Genomic DNA, 17,807 nt, shown 5'->3' with positions numbered 1-17,807 from the left:
TTATATACCTCCATTTTTTAATATAAATACATCCAAGTCTTTGACACTATAATGACGTGCTATATTGACATCTTCTATATAAATATCTATTCGTTTACCCCTTATTAAACTTCCAGTATCTTCTGCCACAAAAATCTTTTTAAATTGAGGAATGTATATATAACTACCAAGTGGTATTATCCCCGGATCAACAGCAGCAGTTACCCATTCTCTTGCAATTGTTCCCGAACGAGTTAATCTAAACGTCGGATAATATGGTATCTTTCCATCATCCCAAGGAGTATAAAATGTTACTTTAAACTTCTCTTTATATTCAAAAAGAAGTTTTAACGGATCCTTCGGTTCCCCATCCACCCATAATTCAAAATGAAAAATCTTTTTAATCTTTCCCAATGGTTTATTTATATCTACCCAATCGTTTTCTTTGTAATTAGTTTCAATCCCTTTATATATACCAAGAATTCCATTTCCATGATCAACATATAAAACATTATCGCCTTTTATTGTTACACGACCAACTAAAATTGGATAAACTTTTTTACCAGGTGCATCAATATCTATTCCTAAATTTGTAACGCCTTTTTTTGTCTCACCAAAATATCCTAAAACATTCTCAGGATTTATTTCTATAGGTAAATTCAAAAAATTCTTGAAATTATCTACAGGAATTTTTAACACTTGTCCAGGCATAATTCTTCTTGGATCACTTATTGCATTAAACGAAATTAATCTTTCGACGCCATTACTTCCCAAATTATAATTCTTACTTATACTGTACAATGAATCTCCACTTCTCACAATATACAAAATATACCCTTGTCTTAATTTCAAAATATCTATTATATCTTCTCTATTAAAATTTTGCTTCAAAAACATTATTTCAGAATTTATCTGTTTAACCAGTGATAATTCCTTTTCTAAACCCTCTCTTGAAGAAAATCTGTCAATCTTTAAAAGCAAATCATTAACCGTATTCTCCAAATAATCTATCTTTTCTAGTTTATTTAAAATTTGTAGTGCAGGAATATTCCCTTCATTACCACCAATACTATCTACTTCCTCCAAAGTCTGACCCAAAGATTGTACTTCAACCTGTATTTCTCTTACCTTATCTTCCAATTCCATTATCTTTATATAACCATTATTGTATCTCTCTATAGCTTCATCTAAAATGTTCTTTACTTCGTTTAGATTAAGCTTTTGAACCAATCCCTCTACATCGTTTATTCTATAAATAATTCCCCTAATATTGTAAGAAGTAAGCTCTGCAGTTATCTTGTTCAATTGATTTTCTATATTAGTAATCCGGATTGCGATTTTTTTTGTAAAATCATCTAAATAATCTATTTTTTTAACATCTATCTTTTTTAATTTATTTTCCAATTCTTTTAAACTATTTTCAAGATTATTAAAAACCTTATTGTAATCCTTTTCCAAAACACTAATCCTATCGTCATACTCTTGTATAATATTTTCTAAAGTATAAACTCTATTTTCTAATTGACTGAATTGTTCATATGTCACATAATTACAAGAAAATAACAAAAGCAACATCAAAATTATTGCCGTAAACTTTGCCATCTATCTCTTCCCACCTTTGCATAATAAGACGAACTTCTTCCGTACTTTTTTACAAGAATAGAAAACCACTTTACCGCCTCAGCTCTTCTTTCAAAATACCTATTTAACTCTCCAAGGTAAAATAACACTTTTTCCTCGGGTTTACCTTCAGGAAGATTAGATTTTAAATAACACTCCTCAAAACTTCTCAATGCATGAGCAAGTGCAATATTTTCCTGTTCTTTATCTTCTTTTTCTCTAAACAACCAAGCGATTTTCAAATATGCATCTGCAAGCTTACAATATCTTTTAGTAACCGTTGACAATATCACAACGATTCCATAAGCCTTTAAAGCTAAATCAATATCTCTTTCACCTGTAAAATGCTTCTTTACATTTGAAAGTTTCCCCTTCAACTTTTCCAATGCATCTACTATCTTTTCTTTTTCCAATATATTAACATTTTCCTCAAATTTCGGTTCATATTCTGCATAGCAACAGTTGGAACACACGACTATTTCATACAAAAAAGGGTTCACCTCTACATAATTTGGTTTCAAATCATCATCGTATCCCGATATCTTCACAGAATCTATTCTCACCTTTTTACTTGTAAACTCATTCCCACAAATAGGACATTTATATGTCTTATCCCACAACGATTCCATATTATTCACCTTCTAACAATGCATTAACAAAATCTTCTGCGTCAAACGGTTTTAAATCATCAACTCCTTCCCCTAGACCAACAAACTTAATAGGAATTCCCAATTCTTTTACTATCGCAATTGCAATTCCTCCCTTTGCAGTACCATCCAACTTTGTCAACACAATACCAGTTATATTCACAAATTCTTTAAATATTTTTGCCTGTTGTAATCCATTCTGCCCTGTAACAGCATCAATCACCAATAATATTTCATGGGGTGCACTTTCTAACTTTTTCTTTATCACCCTATTTATCTTTCTTAATTCTTCCATTAGATTCTTTTTAGTATGCAATCTACCCGCGGTATCAAGAATTACAATATCTTTATTTTTCGAGATAGCATGATTTACAGCATCAAAAGCAACTGCCGCTGAATCTGCTCCTTCTTGGTGAGCAATTACAGTTGAATTTGTCCTCTCACCCCAAACCTTTAATTGATCAATTGCGGCTGCTCTAAAAGTATCGCACGCAGCTAAAACAACAGATTTCCCATTTTTTGAAAAATATGATGCCAACTTTCCAGCAGTAGTAGTCTTCCCCGAACCATTAACTCCAACCATATTAATTACAGTAGGCTTTTCAAATAAATTTAATTCAGTATTATCACTTAACATCTCAACTAATACTTTCTTTAAAGTTTCATAAGCATCTTCCCCACTGCTTTCCTCAATTTTCTTAATAATATACTCTGTTGCTTCAACTCCAACATCTGATAATATCAAAAGCTCCTCAATTTCTTCTTTTACCTCTTCATCTAATTTTTTCCCACTCAACACCTCCTTTATCTTTCCAAAAAAGGTTTCTCTTGTTTTTTGAAGGCCTTTTTTAAATTTCTCAAAAAAACCCATGCTACACCTCCAATTTATTTATTACTCCATATACAACACCATTTTTCCTAACCAAATATTCTTTATCAAAATACTCCTTTATCTTATCATATAGGCTATCTTTCTTTAATGTTTTTATTACTACCTTTTTTCTTGAAATTCTCAACATCTCTTCTAAATCCTCGGTATTCAAGGACTCATAAATTGCAAACGATCTTAGAGGATTTAACGAATTACTCTCGTAAATTGGATTTTCAAACATAGGGTCACAATAAACTATATCAAAAGCATTATCTTCTACTCTTCTAATATAACTTTTATAATTTTCATTTACCAACTCTATCTTTTTCTTTGCATTATTAACCCAATTTTCCCCTGAAATGTAATATAAAAGTCCCCATTTCACCACTCTATATATATGCTTTGAGCCCTCCGTTGCCACAACCTTTTTCGCATAATTTGCTATTAAAAGCGCTTCAGAAGCTAATCCACATGTTGCATCATAAACTATGTCACTTTCTTTTGGACTAATTGCTTCTATAAGATAATCTTTTTGCCCATGCTTTATATTTTCCATTCTAATTTTCGCTATACCTTGATGAAAAAAGAACTCTCCATCTTCCCACTTAATACTTAGCATACCCTTTTTATCAATAACATAATAAAAATCAATCAGACTTCTTTTTATATATTTAGTAAGATGATTTCTATTAACATATTTTACGCCGTATTCTTTCGCCAGTTTTTTTGCTTTCTCTACAAGTTCTCTATTTGGATTGTAAGATGTTGTAACCACAAACCTCATCTATCTTCACTACCCTCTTTCAATTTTTTCAATTTTTCATATAATATCTGCTTTTTTTCGTATTTTTCTTTGACCTCCTCGTATTGGGATTTAACCTTCAAAAATTCTCCATAACTTACTCTATATCTAATAAATGAAGTAATAACATTTATGACAAAAAAAGAAACCAAAAATACTACAAAAATTGTATACAACCTTTTAACCAAATCTTTTTTCCTCATAATTTACCCCCTTATGGATATGAAAACACCTGCACTTCTCCTATTTCACTACTTATTTTAATTTCTCCAGCTATACCATTATATACAGAGTAATATCTTTGATTATCAGGAGTAATATAGTATATTTTATTCTCTTTTCCTATATCAACTTTCTTTACATTAAACAAATCTTCCATAGATAACTTCACATCTGTTCCTTTATCTATTAAATAGACAATAAAATACAAATTATCTTTATCCGACAAATCAAAAAATTTATCTAGATTTGTTGAAATACTAACTTTCTTTTCATCGATCCCATCAGTTAAAGTATACGTCACTGTTGCAACTAAATTAACATTAAAATTTGATTTTTCAATAGTTAATAATGGCTTAATTAATATCCCATCTGATTTTATCTTAACTCTTATATTTTTGCCATTAAAATCCAAAAAAAAATCAATACTTTTAACATTAGACCATCCAAAATCTGTTCCAAGCTTTTCATCAAAAATTCGTTTTAGATTATCCGAAAAAAATGCTTGAAAATATATTTCAAAATTTACAATTTGATTGTTTTGGGTATCAGGTAATATTTTATCCAAAGTTAGTGCACAACCTGACAAAATTAATATAACAAATAATATTACTTGAAATTTATATTTGTTACTATTACAACATATCCATCTTCTTCTTGACAATCAACCTTCACCCTCTCAATTGGTACATTAAACTTTGAAGATACAATTTTTACAACTTCTTGTTTTATCTCTTCAGAGCTTTTTTCAAAAACCTCATGTGGAATTCTCTGAACAATCTCCCTTCTTCTACTCATTACATTCTCCAGTCTTTTTAACGCTTCTTCTCTTGAATTTTTTTTGTCATGTTTTTTAAAAATATCTAACATCCACATACACTTCACCTCTTTTTGAAGAAAGAAAATATCTTTGAAATAAAATTGGCTGAAGAAGGAAGATCCAATTCTAATGGTATTTCTTCACCTTTTAATCTTTTCACAATATTCTCAAAATTATTTGATAGACCATTTGAATTTTCTAATACCAAAGGCATGCCACGATTAGTTGAAATAATTACTTCATCGGATTCAGGAATAATTCCTATCAAATCAATAGCAAGTGCTCTCTGAACATCCATTTCAGAAAGCATCTCTCCCTTTTTGGCCATATTTACTTTGAATTTGTTCAAAATCAAGACTATATCCTTATCATCAAACCCATTATTTTCCAAAAGACCAATTACCCTATCCGCATCAGAAATAGCAGGAAGTTCCGGTGTAGTAACAATAATTGCAAAATCAGCAGGCGCAATTGCATTCCTAAACCCTCTTTCAATACCCGCAGGAGAATCTATTAACACATAATCAAAGTCATCTTTTAACGCTTCAACAATACTTATCATATCCTCAGGGGTAATCATTTCTTTAGTCGCTATCTGTGATGCTGGCAGTAAAAACAAATTTTTCAAATTTTTGTGTCTAACTAAAGCATCTTTGGCAGAAATATTTCCATTTACAACATCTAAAATAGTGTAAATTATCCTATTTTCCAATCCCAAAACAACATCTAAGTTTTTTAATCCAACATCAGCATCTATTAAACAAACTCTATTTCCTTCTTTTGCAAGAGAACACCCCAAATTCGCAGTTACAGTAGTTTTTCCAACACCACCTTTCCCTGAAGTAAGAACATAAACCTTCGCCATAAAACCACCTCTATTTTTTGTTTTTACTTTTTGCAAAGAAAATTAATTCACTTTCAATAAAAATATCTATATCTCCATCCATTACTGCATCAATGTTACCAGTCTCTACATTGGTTCTATGATCTTTTACCATTGTGTACGGTTGAAAAACATAAGATCTAATTTGATTCCCCCATGAAATATCTTTCAGCTCTCCTTGTATTTCCTCTAATTGTTTTTGTCTTTTTTCCAATTCTAATTGATACAACCTAGCTTTTAAAACTTTCATAGCAGTTTCTTTGTTTTGTAATTGCGATCTTTCTGTCTGACAAGTAACTACTATACCTGTTGGTATATGTGTTATTCTAACGGCCGATTCAGTTTTATTTACATATTGGCCACCTGCACCAGAAGCTCTATATGTGTCTATCCTCAAATCTTCCGGATTAATTTCTACATCAATATCGTCCTCTATTTCAGGCATAACATTAACCGATGCAAAAGATGTATGCCTCCTTTTATTAGCATCAAATGGAGATATTCTAACTAACCTGTGTACTCCTCTTTCGTACTTAAGATATCCATACACATATTCTCCTTTTATATACAACATTGCACTTTTTATTCCCGCCTCTTCTCCCGGTTGATAGTCAACTATTTGAACATCAAATCCTCTTCTTTCAGCCCATCTCATATACATTCTAAGCAACATAGATGCCCAATCCTGCGATTCCGTTCCACCTGCCCCAGGATGTATGGAAAGATATGCGTTACTCGAGTCAAACTTCTCATTTAGTATCAATTCAAGTTCGAATGTTTTGACCTTTCTCTCTATATCATCAATTAGTTGTTTTATAGTATCCAAAAACGTTGCATCTTCTTCTAAAAGTTCTAAACCCGCCTCCAAATCTTCAAGTTTATTCTCAATATCTACCATATCATCTATTATCTTTCTAATCCTTTGAGCATTTTGAGAAATCTCCTTTGCTCTTTTTTGATCATTCCAAAAATCAGACTCACCCATTAATTTTTCAAGTTCTTCCAATTCCTTTTTTTTATCTTCTGGGTGAAATACTTTTACAATATCTTCATATCTTTTCTTCACTTCATCAATTCTCTGTTTTAATTCGTAATCTATCATAAAAACTCCAAACCTCCTCTATTTCACAATTGAATATACAATAACACCAACTAAGGATAGTAAACTTATAATAACCAACTCTTTCAAATACGTATATTTCATATTTATTTTCACATTAGTACTCTTTGTTACAATCTCATCTTCATCATATGCACTAACTTTTACTAAGTAATCTCCTTCTTCTTTCACACCATTCCATTTAAACAAATTTACACCTGGAACACCTGAAAAAACATAATTATCAATTTTTAAATCCCCTTTATATATATCTACTGTAACCGTTGAAAAAGTAGTCAACAAAATCTCTAATTCCCAATTATCTCTATACCAATCACCATTCGGTGAAAATTCATTATAATCGCTTCTTAAATACATCTCCAAAGGTAACTTTTTTAAAAAAAGTTCAACAGGTGTTACTCTTTTAAAATCTATTACTAATTCTTTTTCTAACTTTTCATATCCAGGTGATGAAAACATTACTTTATATTCTCCAATGGGTAGCTTCAACTCCTCATTCTCGTTCTTTATTTCTCCCCAAAAAATTCCATCTATATACACATTTATTGGATAAACATTTGAAAATACAACTATTCTACCAGCTTTAATTGGTTTTAACTTTAAAACTACCCCCTCTTTTCGAATAAAAATCATTCTTGAAAAAACAATATAGTCTTCCGATTGCACTTCAACAAAATGATAGCCACTTTCCTCAAAAGTTACAATAAACTGCCCAAAAATATCAGTTTGACCCATATATTCTCCATCAACATACACATCCATGAAAGACTCTCCTGTTACTATAACTAAAGAATAGTCACTTAAACCTTCTAAATTCCCAAAAGATATCCCAAAACTTATAGAAATTTCTGAAAAGGAAATTACCGAAAATACAACAAGTAACAAAGCGAAAATTTTTTTCATATTATTCACTTCCTTTTTGCGATTGAATAAACGCTATAATTTCTGCTATGACAACATACATCTTTTCAGGAATTTCTTCTAAAACATTTAGCTTAAAAAGCTCACCAACAATTTTGGAAGATCTTACGATTGGAACTCCACTTTTTTTGGCAAGTTCCATAATTTTCTCCGCAACTTCTTCTTTGCCTTTTGCAACAACAAAAGGAACAAAATCTGTTTTAGGATTGTATTTCAAAGCAACTGCTAACTTTTCTCTAGACGTATATACCACCCTCAAAACCTTCAAACTTTACAAATACATATTTGAAATATTTCTCTAATCTTTTTTTTAAATCCTCCACATTCTCTATTATTGTACTCGTTTTCAATGTTATTTCATCGTCACTTATATATCCCTCAATAACACCTTTTTCATAAAAGATTTCAAACTTCTGCAACAATCTATCATAAAACACCTTAATATCTCCAAAAACTCTAAATCCCACTTGTCCCGATAAAATATTAATATATTTTTCAAATTCTTTATCTTCTCCATTTTCAAAATACTCTCTAAATCTAGACAAAAACTCCTTATCTAGTTTTATCCTCTTTTCAAGTTCAATAAAAAGCTTAGAAATCCTTTCAATGTATACTTCATCTTCCGTTATTTTTGTTGCCAAAAAAACATACCTCAAAGGCGGTAAAGAACCTTTTGGCCCTGCCACAAGCTTTCCCTTATAATCTCCTTCTCCTATATTCTTTACCTCAACCCTTAACCCTTTAGGTATTTTTTTATTTGACTTTACTATTACCTCACCATTTTTGGTTTTCAACTTAACCAAATTTTTATACGTATCAGAAACAACTCCATACATTTACCTCACCTAAAAATTCTCAGAAGCAAATAACTCAGATAAAACACTATGTATTTCTGCATCATATTTCATGGTCCTGTAAAAAGCCTTTAACGCAAAAATCCTTCTTTTTTGTAAAGGCACATCCCCACATTCTTCAAGACTTCTTATAACCTTTTCATAATCTTCCGGATCAGATATTACAACCACATCCCTATAATTTTTTGCCGCAGCTCTTAAAAGAGAAACTCCACCAATATCTATATTCTCAATGAGTGTTTCCTCATTTCTTGTTTCTTTTGCCACTTTCTCAAATGGATACAAATTTACTACAACCATATCAATTGGCACAATATCATTTTCAGAAAGATCTCTTAAATGTTCTTTGTTATCAAATTTTGCAAGAATTGCTCCAAATATTTTTGGATGCAGCGTTTTTACCCTTCCACCCAAAATTTCCGGAAAACCAGTTATTTTAGACACTCTTTTTACTCTTATTCCATTTTCTTCTAAAAGTTTCGCCGTACCACCTGTACTTATTATTTCAACACCAAATTCTTCCAACTTTTTTGCAAAATCAACAATTCTACTCTTATTTGAAACACTAATTAAAGCTCTCTTTATATTCATATTCTCACTCCTTTTATCTTTATTTTAACACATTTTTATTTTCTAGCTAATATTGCTATTGATTCAATGTGATAAGTTTGAGGAAACATATCAAATAACTTTATACTCTTTATCTCATACAATTCCATCAACATTTTTAAATCCCTTGAAAAAGTCGACGGATTACAAGACACATAAGCTATCTTCTCCGGTTTGCGTAACAAAATTTCATTACACATTTCCTTTCCCAAACCAGACCTAGGTGGATCAACTACTAACACATCAAAATTTTTCTCTGAATTTTTTAAAAACTCATAAGCATCAGATTCTATAAATTTAATATTCCTTAATCCGTTAATGTTTGCATTTGCACGTCCTGCTTTTACTGAAACGTGATTTGATCCCACAGCAACTACAAATTTGGACAATAACGCAAGTCTAATGGAAAATGTCCCAAGACCACTGAACAAATCCAAAACTACTTCATTACCATTCAAATCTAGATTCTTAGTCAAATAGTCTATCATTTTTTCCGTTACATAAAAGTTGTTTTGGAAAAATGCAGTTGGAGGTACTTGAAATTTTTCCCAACTAAACTCATATGATATAACACCTTCACCTTTTAAAATCCTATATGGTCCTCTCAATACTACTTTATCATTACTATTCATAACATGAACCACCGAAGTTATTAATGACACTTGTTTGCTTAAAACATTTGCAATTTTTTTTGCATCTTTAAAATTTTCCATCTTGGTAACAAAAACCACCATCAACTCTCCCCTAGGAGAATATCTTAATACTATATTTTTCAAAACTCCATTTCTTCCATTATACACTGAAACGTTAAAAGCATCTAAAATTTCTGGAAGAACATCCAAAACTTGATTCATAGGCTTAGGTGCAATTAAACACTTTTTTATTTCTACAACCCTATTACTTTTTTTTCTTTTAAACCCTAATTTTTTATTCCTAGTCACGGAAAATTCCATTTTCAACCTATAGTTATATTCAAAATTACTCCTTTCAATTTCCACATTTTTAATATTTAATCCCGAAATTCTTAAAAGTTGTTCCAAAAAAACCTGTTTTTTTATCTCTAACTGTTTATCGTATTTTAAATCTAAAAAATCACATCCTCCACATTCTTTGAAATATGGACATTTTGGCGTACTTCTTTCAGGAATAGTTTCTAAAATTTTATCAACTTTTGCTATCGCATAATCATTCTTATCCTTCAAAATTGTGATTTCAACAAGTTCACCAGGATATGCTCCTTCGACAAAGACTATTTTTCCACCCGGTAATTTCCCTATCGAATTACCACCATATGCCATTTTCTCAATATAAACAATTTCTTTCATAATACTAACCTCCACTTAGAATAAGCCAATATTAGGTTTATTTTCTTTAAAGTCCCATCCAAAAAATTTATCTTCAAATTCTATTATATAAAACAGTACTGAAAGTTTATTCACATCATCTAAATCAAAGATTCCATCATCGTTAAACTCGAACTCTGACGAAAATTCAAACATCCAATGGTGAAGCCTCTTTAGAATTGATATCTTTAGTTCCTTAAATTTTTCAGTTTCAAAGTTATACACCGCATCTAATATTAATCCAGGATCAATAGATTTCAAATTAACTCCTATTTCTAAATACTTATAATTGCTTTTATAACCCAACAAAAATGTATCATCACCACTCTTTAATTTATAATTCAATGTATAAGAAGGGTCTGAATCTTTGCTCTTTTTCAGATAATTTAATTCCAAAATATTCTCACATTTATTTACAAAAAAACTTCCCTTAAAATACGCATTTTTTATGTAATTTTCCTCTATCGATTGACGTACACGACCCTTTAATTTCTGAAAAGTTACCAAATGAGTAATTTCCCTAACTGGTATTTGTTCCATATGGTAATATTTAAAATTAGCACTATAATTTAAAGGGATAGATGAATCTACATACGAAATCTTCACAGAAGAAGGGTTCAGTTTTTTTAACTTGAAATCGTATTCCGTATCAGCCTGTAAAAAAAATTTATTCCAAGAAAACTTTACCATAATTTTGTCATTTAACATCTTATTATAAAAAAAATCATACCCTTGTGTTAATAAAAAATTGAGAAATTTGCTCTTTACGTAAAGCCTTATACTGAATTTATTATATTCCGTATTTGTTGCCTCATCCCTGAAATTTTTTCTATATCCATACTCAGGCTTGAGTTCAAGTACCTCAAATTTTAGATTGCCTGATAATTTATAGGCATCATATAATCCCAATCTCAAGTAATATTTATCAGTTAAAGCATTGTAACAACTTAACCCAAAGTTATATTCAAAATTAACATCAAAAAAATCACTCTTATATTCAAAAGGTAAATTAAACTTATGAAATATTTTACTTACATAACTTTCATTCTTTAAATTTCCACTGAAATTTGTAGTGTAAAATTTATCTTTAAAAGAAACATTATAACTTCCCGTTTCATCAAATAAGATCTCTTCGCTAATTTTTTTAACTGAACTTATAAATCTAAAATTGCTAATATAAAGCTCTGTAAAATCTAAATCTTTCTTTAATCCACTTAAACTAAATACGTTATTTATTGAAAATTCCTTATCATTTCTATTTAAGTTTAAGTCAAAAAAGTAACTTTTAGTCTTAAATGATACTCCTATTCTTTTAAACCATAATGTGTTTAAACTTTCAGAATAGTAAAACGGGAAAAATGTTAGCTTTAAATTTGTTGTCTTTAAATCCCATCTAGTGTTATATTCTAAATATCCTAAATCCACCAAAAGATATTTTTTTCCGTAATCAATATAAAAAATTTTTTCTTTACCATCTAAAATTGTAAATATCAAATTAGAACCTTCCCCTGTTTCAAAAGTGGTACTTAACAAATAGTTATCCACGTATAAGCTATACTCTTGACGAGTTGAAAAATTTAATTTGCTATCTATTGAAAATGAAAATGAAAATGGAGATTTGGAATCCTCACTCAAACTTGAAAAATACACAGGATATGGAAAAAAAGGAAATTCAAACAAAAATAACATGGAATTTTCAGCTACTAGATATCTATCCTCATAAATATAAACATCTAACGCTTCTACTCTATAATGTGGTTTTTCAAGTTCACATGTTGTAATATATGCTTCGTTTAGATTAATATAACCTTTTTTTTTCTCAAAGTTTTCCGCACCAAAATACAAATCTACTTTACCTTTTTTAGATTTATATTTTTCAACTCCTCTTACACGTACGGCATATGATTTTTTTTCAGAAAAAAAATATTTCACGTACTTTGCATTATAAACCTTTCCTTCTTTATTAAATTTCACATTTCCATATGCCTCTAAAATTTTTGCCTTTGAATTTTCCACTAAAATCGTCGCTTCACTAGAAGTTAAAATATTCTCATCCCAAAAAATACGCACATTCTCTTTTGCGTGTATAAAATTATCTTTATAAATAACATTTGAAGCTTCCAATGTAATTGTATTTGAAAAAACATTAGTAGATATTACAATTAAAAAAATAACTATCATAAATTTTGATAACAGCTCTCTTAACTTATAAGCAAAAGGAGTATCAAGCATTAAAAACAAAAATAAACCCACCGAAATAAATACTAAATTTGGAAACCATGCTGCAAGCACTGGATTTAAAAGATTCTCTTTACCCATTGCAGAAATCCAAGCACCAGAACCCTGATACAAAATAACTATAGCAAAGGTAAAAATCACACTCCAGGATTTACTTTTTAATCCAAATAACAAAGACAATGGAACTCCAAGAATAGTTATTATAAAGGGCCCAACAGAATTCGCATACCTTCCATGTAACTCCACAATCCACGGGGAAGGATCTACCCCCAACTTCCTAAAAGTTTTAATTTTATTTTTTAATTCATCGCCAGTCATATCTCGTGGAGATTTTCCAACTCTCATTAGACTTTCTAAATCATCCTTTAAATCCAAAGAAATTTTCGAAAAATTTACATCAAACTTTAGAAAACCATCTTTGTCTGTTACATACATTTTTCCGTTTATCAAAAACCACTTTCCTTCATCTTTTTGAACCTTCTCTGCTGTAATTATACGTTCTTCTCCTTGAATATGTTGAAAGAGGACTACATCGTACAAGATCCCACTTGATTGATCATATCTTTTCACAAAAAAATATTGTGATTCATCTATTTTTGTTAAGACATTTTCCCTAATAGAAATCTCCGGTCTTTTATACACATACTTTGAAATAGTCTTCATTGCCTTGTGGTTAAATGTTGGAACCATTTGATCATTTAGATAAAATGCAAAAAGGCCAAACAAAACAGATAATAAAAAGAATGGATAAACCAATTTTCTTGATGGAATTCCATGGACTAGCATAGCAGTAATTTCTTTAGAACTATAAAGTTGTGACAAAACCCAAAATATAGAAAACAAAACACCGACTGGTATTCCCATAGAAACAAAATACGGAAGATTATAATATATTAACTCAAAAAGTTTAAGTATACCAACCCTATGCCTTACAATTATATCCGATAGTTGATAAAGTAACTCAACACTTGCAAACAAAACAAATGCAGCAACACCCATTATAAAAGGACCTATTGAAAGCTTTAAGATATACTTTGTTAAAACCCTCAAATTTTATCCCCCATATCTTCTAAAGTCTCTATGGTATGCAATTTATCGCCAAAACATTTATATTGCCTACCGGTTATTATGTACGAAGTTGTTTCCACTATCTTTGTTGCAATATCTGCTATTTCTTCAATCTTTTGAGAGATTTCTAATAATATTAAAGCCCTTTTTACATACCTTGCATCTTCCATCATATAAACCATTAATTCTTTTCTAATGTCATCAAAAAAATTGTCAATTTCAGCATCCTTTTCACAAATTGATTCAGCCCCCAATATATTTTGATCAGCAAACATTCTCATACTTTCCCTTAACATTATCAAAGAAATTTTAGTCATTTCTGGTATAGTAATAAGTGGTTTTAATTGTGGTTCTTTAATTAATTCCAAAATTTTTCTGGCAATATCAAGTGTTTTTTCAGAAATATCTTGAAAATAACTTGAAATTACAAAACTTCCCGTTACCATCCTTAAATCTTTGGACATGGGCATTAAAGTAGATAAAATAATTAAAGCCTTCTCCTTTATCTTCATATCCATTACATTAATTTCATTCTCATTTTTTAAAGCGTTTAACACTGCTTCCTTATCTCTTTCTTTTAAAGCATTTAAAACTTGATTTAAAAGAGATTCAATAAGCCAACCTTCTTTCAAAACCATCTTTTTTAATTCTTCTATATTTTCTTTTAATATCCAATCCATATATATCACCTTACTTTACAAAAATCTCTTTCCATATCCTAATTTTTCTTTTATAGATTTGGAAAAATTATAATCTTTTGGTCTTAAAATAACTATCCTCCTTCTAGACTTTTTAAGATTAACTTCTCTAACCTTTCCAAAATCCATACCATCTAATATTAAATTTATTTCCTGATCAATCCTCACAATAATTTCTTCATCATCAGGTACAATGATACTTCTAGATGCCAAAAATTGTGGAGCAACTGGTGTAATAACAAACGAATTAACATTTGGAAGCATTATAGGTCCACCTAACGATAGCGAATAACCGGTTGATCCTGTTGGGGTACTTATAATTAACCCATCAGCATGGAAATAAAAATCTCCATCTTGAAAGAATATCTGTATATCAACCATTTTTTGTACAGGATCTCTAATCAAGAGAACTTCATTTAAGGTATAGAAATCTCCTGCCTTTAAAAAATATCTTATATCCCTTTCAAAATTTTCGTTTTTCAAATCCTCCAAAAATTTATCAAAGTCACCTAGCGTATAACTAGATAAAAATCCAAGTCGTCCACCTTTAAAACCAACAAGTGGATTCCTTACCTTGTGAGCCGCTTTCAAAAATGTTCCATCTCCGCCTAATACCAAAGTTAAATCCACTTCTATACTCGGAATCTCACTTCCAACATATTCTACATGGAAATTTTCATCAAAAAGAATTTCACTAAATTTTTCTGCAACACTTTTTAAACTTGGTTTATGAAAAATTCCTAAAACTTTCATTTCATTAAATACCCCAATTCAATTATACTCTGTATTAAGAATCTATCTAAAAATACCAACAAAACTATACTTATTAAAGGAGAAATGTCAATTGGCCCTATCCTTGGAAGAAATCTTCTAATTGGTTTTTCTACTATATCGGCAAGTGCTTGAAAGTAATAATAAATATTTTGTGAAATAGGAAACCAACTTAAAATAGCGGAAATAACTATAAACATTATCTCAATATTTATAAGTATACGTATTGCAATACCTAATCCAATTAAAAAATTGCCGAAAATAAACACCACATCACCCTCTTTCCCCGAAAATTTTACTACCAATTCTCAAAATCGTAGCACCTTCTTCTATTGCTATTAAATAATCATTTGACATCCCCATGGAAAGTTCCTTTAAATTAGAAAATTCAGATGAAAATTTTTCCAGTAATACTCTTGCGTTTTTAAAAACGTTTCTAATAATTTCTTTATTATCTGTAAAAGGGGCCATAGTCATAAAACCTACTATCTTTACCCTTTCAAAATCTACAGTTTCCCTCAAAAAATCACCGACTTCATCTGGTTTTAAACCTGCTTTAGTTTCTTCCCCTGAAATATTAACCTGAATTAAGATCTCTTGAACCTTATTATATTTCCTACATAATTTATTAATCTCTTTAAGTTCCTCTATCCTCGTTACAGAATGAATCAATCTTGAAACAGGAACAATATACTTTAATTTATTTAACTGTATTCTTCCAATATAATGCCATTCAATATCGTAACTTTCCAACAGTTTTGATTTATCCCTCAATTCTTGTGCATAATTTTCTCCAAAAATTCTTATTCCTATTTCATATGCCTCTTTTATCACCTCAACTGGAAAAGTCTTGCTGACTGCTACAAGCTTTATGTTATTATAATCTCTTCCAACTTCCAATGCTTTCTCCTTAATTGAATCTAATACATTATAATACCTTATTTCTAGTTTACTCTTCATCAAAAAGCCCCCTTTGAACTTTTATTCCCAAATGATTGTAAGCCTTTTTCGTAGCTATTCTTCCCCTATGTGTTCTTGCAATAAATCCGCTTTGAAGAAGATAAGGTTCATAAACTTCAGAAATACTATCTTCAGAAATACCAACAGATGCAGCCAAAGATTTCACTCCAACAGGCCCACCGTTATACACTTCTATTATTGTCCTTAATATTTTTCTATCAAGTTCATCAAGCCCCTCTTTATCTATTCCCAAAAGAAACATAATTTCTTCTACCATGTAAATATCTATCTTTACCTTTCCACGAATTGTACTCATATCTCTTACTCTTCTTAACAATCTCAAAGCTATACGTGGTGTTCCACGTGATCTCTTTGCAAGTAAAATAGCCGCATCCTTCTCTATCTCAACATTTAAAACAATTGCCGCTCTTTCTATAATCTTACTAAGTTCATCAATTGAATAAAAATCTAATTCCATTATCAATCCAAATCTATTTCTTAGAGGTGCACTTAACAAGCCGCTTCTTGTAGTAGCCCCAACTAACGTAAAAGGTTGTAAATCAATTCTAATTGAACGTGCTGAAGGCCCTTTCCCAATTAATATATCAATTTGAAAGTCCTCCATAGCTGTATACAGTATTTCCTCAACCGATCTATTCATCCTATGTATCTCATCAATAAATAACACATCACCATGCTCAAGATTAGTCAATATTGCCGCTACATCTCCCTGTTTTTCAAGAATCGGACCGCTAGTTACATGAATATTTGTTCCAAGTTCATTTGAAATAATATGTGCCAATGTTGTTTTGCCAAGCCCAGGTGGTCCAACAAGTAATACATGATCTAAAGCTTCTTTCCTAATTTTTGAAGCTTTTATGGCAAGCCCAAGTCGTTTTTTTATATTACCCTGCCCTATATATTCATTCAAATATTGTGGACGTATGGTTTGAATATCATTTGGTAATCTCTCTGGATCAATTATTCTTTCTGAAATAATTACACCTCCTTATTGAAATAATACCATAAAAATTCTCATTAACAAATACTTTTTGTAGTATAATATACTTGACAACTTTAAAAAATTGTGTTTAATCTTAATTGTAAATAATCTAATAGGAGGGATAAAATGAAAAGAGAAGAACTTTTAAGACAGGTAAGCAAAATCCTTGCTGAAAAACTAGATGTTCCTATTGAAGATATAGATGAATCCTCACATATTATCGATGATTTAGGCGCAGATTCATTAGATGTGGTTGACTTAGTAATGATTTTAGAAGACGAATATGGCATAAAAATTGAAGATGAAGAACTCGAACAAATTTCAACTATTGAAGATTTATTAAATATACTTGAACCCAAACTAAAAGGCAGAGAAGAATAA

At 30.2% G+C, this 17,807-nt stretch carries 21 protein-coding genes; 1 reads left to right on the top strand and 20 read right to left on the bottom strand.

Annotated elements, in window-relative coordinates; translation table 11 throughout:
• Genes TMEL_RS08015 through ruvB form a run of 20 tightly spaced genes read right to left on the bottom strand, consistent with a single transcriptional unit; the run spans position 1 to position 17,408 of the window.
• The gene (locus TMEL_RS08015; protein WP_041426105.1) at positions 1-1,581 is read right to left on the bottom strand and encodes a 3D domain-containing protein; all 1,581 of its coding nucleotides are present in this window, start codon (positions 1,579-1,581) and stop codon (positions 1-3) included.
• Entirely contained in the window at positions 1,560-2,228 is a 669-nt protein-coding gene (locus tag TMEL_RS08010; RefSeq protein WP_012057760.1) for a DUF2225 domain-containing protein, read from the bottom strand. The genes TMEL_RS08015 and TMEL_RS08010 overlap by 22 nt, the downstream gene beginning before the upstream one ends.
• Before the next feature lies 1 nt (position 2,229).
• A complete protein-coding gene (ftsY, locus tag TMEL_RS08005) occupies positions 2,230-3,117 on the bottom strand; it encodes a signal recognition particle-docking protein FtsY (protein WP_012057759.1) in 888 nt (295 codons plus the stop codon).
• A 1-nt stretch (position 3,118) separates the two neighbouring features.
• On the bottom strand, positions 3,119-3,901 hold the full coding sequence (locus TMEL_RS08000) for a class I SAM-dependent methyltransferase (protein WP_012057758.1): 783 nt from the start codon (positions 3,899-3,901) through the stop codon (positions 3,119-3,121).
• Positions 3,898-4,122, bottom strand: a complete 225-nt coding sequence (locus tag TMEL_RS07995) for a hypothetical protein (RefSeq protein WP_012057757.1) — start codon at positions 4,120-4,122, stop codon at positions 3,898-3,900. The genes TMEL_RS08000 and TMEL_RS07995 overlap by 4 nt, the downstream gene beginning before the upstream one ends.
• A gap of 11 nt (positions 4,123-4,133) precedes the next feature.
• A complete protein-coding gene (locus TMEL_RS07990) occupies positions 4,134-4,802 on the bottom strand; it encodes a hypothetical protein (protein ID WP_041426104.1) in 669 nt (222 codons plus the stop codon).
• Positions 4,748-5,014, bottom strand: coding sequence for a trigger factor protein (locus TMEL_RS07985; RefSeq protein WP_012057755.1), 267 nt, complete (start codon positions 5,012-5,014; stop codon positions 4,748-4,750). Before TMEL_RS07985 ends, TMEL_RS07990 begins: the two co-directional genes overlap by 55 nt.
• A gap of 5 nt (positions 5,015-5,019) precedes the next feature.
• Complete coding sequence (gene minD / locus TMEL_RS07980) at positions 5,020-5,823, bottom strand: septum site-determining protein MinD (RefSeq protein WP_012057754.1); 804 nt, start codon at positions 5,821-5,823, stop codon at positions 5,020-5,022.
• A gap of 10 nt (positions 5,824-5,833) precedes the next feature.
• On the bottom strand, positions 5,834-6,943 hold the full coding sequence (gene prfB, locus TMEL_RS07975) for a peptide chain release factor 2 (protein ID WP_012057753.1): 1,110 nt from the start codon (positions 6,941-6,943) through the stop codon (positions 5,834-5,836).
• 18 nt (positions 6,944-6,961) lie between these two features.
• Positions 6,962-7,864, bottom strand: a complete 903-nt coding sequence (locus TMEL_RS07970; RefSeq protein ID WP_012057752.1) for a PEGA domain-containing protein — start codon at positions 7,862-7,864, stop codon at positions 6,962-6,964.
• Position 7,865: 1 nt separating this feature from the next.
• Positions 7,866-8,135 (bottom strand): EscU/YscU/HrcU family type III secretion system export apparatus switch protein, encoded by a 270-nt coding sequence (locus TMEL_RS07965; RefSeq protein ID WP_012057751.1) that lies wholly within the window; start codon positions 8,133-8,135, stop codon positions 7,866-7,868.
• Positions 8,119-8,718 carry a hypothetical protein gene (locus tag TMEL_RS07960; protein ID WP_012057750.1) on the bottom strand — a complete coding sequence of 200 codons (600 nt, stop codon included), beginning with the start codon at positions 8,716-8,718 and terminating at the stop codon, positions 8,119-8,121. The genes TMEL_RS07965 and TMEL_RS07960 overlap by 17 nt, the downstream gene beginning before the upstream one ends.
• 9 nt (positions 8,719-8,727) lie before the next feature.
• Positions 8,728-9,327: an IMP cyclohydrolase gene (locus tag TMEL_RS07955; protein ID WP_012057749.1), complete on the bottom strand. Its 600-nt coding sequence runs from the start codon at positions 9,325-9,327 to the stop codon at positions 8,728-8,730.
• Between the two features lie 35 nt (positions 9,328-9,362).
• Positions 9,363-10,670, bottom strand: coding sequence for a 23S rRNA (uracil(1939)-C(5))-methyltransferase RlmD (gene rlmD / locus TMEL_RS07950; protein ID WP_012057748.1), 1,308 nt, complete (start codon positions 10,668-10,670; stop codon positions 9,363-9,365).
• Positions 10,671-10,685: 15 nt separating this feature from the next.
• Complete coding sequence (locus TMEL_RS07945; RefSeq protein ID WP_012057747.1) at positions 10,686-13,976, bottom strand: LptF/LptG family permease; 3,291 nt, start codon at positions 13,974-13,976, stop codon at positions 10,686-10,688.
• Positions 13,973-14,674, bottom strand: coding sequence for a phosphate signaling complex PhoU family protein (locus tag TMEL_RS07940; protein ID WP_012057746.1), 702 nt, complete (start codon positions 14,672-14,674; stop codon positions 13,973-13,975). Before TMEL_RS07940 ends, TMEL_RS07945 begins: the two co-directional genes overlap by 4 nt.
• A gap of 15 nt (positions 14,675-14,689) precedes the next feature.
• Positions 14,690-15,445, bottom strand: a complete 756-nt coding sequence (locus TMEL_RS07935; RefSeq protein WP_012057745.1) for an NAD(+) kinase — start codon at positions 15,443-15,445, stop codon at positions 14,690-14,692.
• Entirely contained in the window at positions 15,442-15,732 is a 291-nt protein-coding gene (locus TMEL_RS07930) for a YggT family protein (RefSeq protein WP_012057744.1), read from the bottom strand. The genes TMEL_RS07935 and TMEL_RS07930 overlap by 4 nt, the downstream gene beginning before the upstream one ends.
• Before the next feature lie 4 nt (positions 15,733-15,736).
• Positions 15,737-16,423 (bottom strand): YggS family pyridoxal phosphate-dependent enzyme, encoded by a 687-nt coding sequence (locus TMEL_RS07925; protein ID WP_012057743.1) that lies wholly within the window; start codon positions 16,421-16,423, stop codon positions 15,737-15,739.
• Positions 16,413-17,408, bottom strand: coding sequence for a Holliday junction branch migration DNA helicase RuvB (gene ruvB, locus TMEL_RS07920; RefSeq protein ID WP_372236604.1), 996 nt, complete (start codon positions 17,406-17,408; stop codon positions 16,413-16,415). The genes TMEL_RS07925 and ruvB overlap by 11 nt, the downstream gene beginning before the upstream one ends.
• Before the next feature lie 144 nt (positions 17,409-17,552).
• Here ruvB and TMEL_RS07915 point away from each other — a divergent pair, with 144 nt between their 5' ends.
• Complete coding sequence (locus tag TMEL_RS07915; RefSeq protein ID WP_012057741.1) at positions 17,553-17,807, top strand: acyl carrier protein; 255 nt, start codon at positions 17,553-17,555, stop codon at positions 17,805-17,807.

This window comes from Thermosipho melanesiensis BI429, assembly GCF_000016905.1.
GTDB lineage: Bacteria > Thermotogota > Thermotogae > Thermotogales > Fervidobacteriaceae > Thermosipho > Thermosipho melanesiensis.
The sequence above is the reverse complement of the archived record's forward strand: the minus strand, read 5'-3'. Positions and strand labels throughout refer to the sequence as shown.

Excerpts from the sequence above, each read along its gene's own strand:
- TMEL_RS08015 (WP_041426105.1), bottom strand. The coding sequence starts at position 1,581 with ATGGCAAAGTTTACGGCAATAATTTTGATGTTGCTTTTGTTATTTTCT.
- TMEL_RS08010 (WP_012057760.1), bottom strand. The coding sequence starts at position 2,228 with ATGGAATCGTTGTGGGATAAGACATATAAATGTCCTATTTGTGGGAAT.
- ftsY (WP_012057759.1), bottom strand. The coding sequence starts at position 3,117 with ATGGGTTTTTTTGAGAAATTTAAAAAAGGCCTTCAAAAAACAAGAGAA.
- TMEL_RS08000 (WP_012057758.1), bottom strand. The coding sequence starts at position 3,901 with ATGAGGTTTGTGGTTACAACATCTTACAATCCAAATAGAGAACTTGTA.
- TMEL_RS07995 (WP_012057757.1), bottom strand. The coding sequence starts at position 4,122 with ATGAGGAAAAAAGATTTGGTTAAAAGGTTGTATACAATTTTTGTAGTA.
- TMEL_RS07985 (WP_012057755.1), bottom strand. The coding sequence starts at position 5,014 with ATGTGGATGTTAGATATTTTTAAAAAACATGACAAAAAAAATTCAAGA.
- minD (WP_012057754.1), bottom strand. The coding sequence starts at position 5,823 with ATGGCGAAGGTTTATGTTCTTACTTCAGGGAAAGGTGGTGTTGGAAAA.
- prfB (WP_012057753.1), bottom strand. The coding sequence starts at position 6,943 with ATGATAGATTACGAATTAAAACAGAGAATTGATGAAGTGAAGAAAAGA.
- TMEL_RS07970 (WP_012057752.1), bottom strand. The coding sequence starts at position 7,864 with ATGAAAAAAATTTTCGCTTTGTTACTTGTTGTATTTTCGGTAATTTCC.
- TMEL_RS07960 (WP_012057750.1), bottom strand. The coding sequence starts at position 8,718 with ATGTATGGAGTTGTTTCTGATACGTATAAAAATTTGGTTAAGTTGAAA.
- TMEL_RS07955 (WP_012057749.1), bottom strand. The coding sequence starts at position 9,327 with ATGAATATAAAGAGAGCTTTAATTAGTGTTTCAAATAAGAGTAGAATT.
- rlmD (WP_012057748.1), bottom strand. The coding sequence starts at position 10,670 with ATGAAAGAAATTGTTTATATTGAGAAAATGGCATATGGTGGTAATTCG.
- TMEL_RS07940 (WP_012057746.1), bottom strand. The coding sequence starts at position 14,674 with ATGGATTGGATATTAAAAGAAAATATAGAAGAATTAAAAAAGATGGTT.
- TMEL_RS07935 (WP_012057745.1), bottom strand. The coding sequence starts at position 15,445 with ATGAAAGTTTTAGGAATTTTTCATAAACCAAGTTTAAAAAGTGTTGCA.
- TMEL_RS07925 (WP_012057743.1), bottom strand. The coding sequence starts at position 16,423 with ATGAAGAGTAAACTAGAAATAAGGTATTATAATGTATTAGATTCAATT.
- TMEL_RS07915 (WP_012057741.1), top strand. The coding sequence starts at position 17,553 with ATGAAAAGAGAAGAACTTTTAAGACAGGTAAGCAAAATCCTTGCTGAA.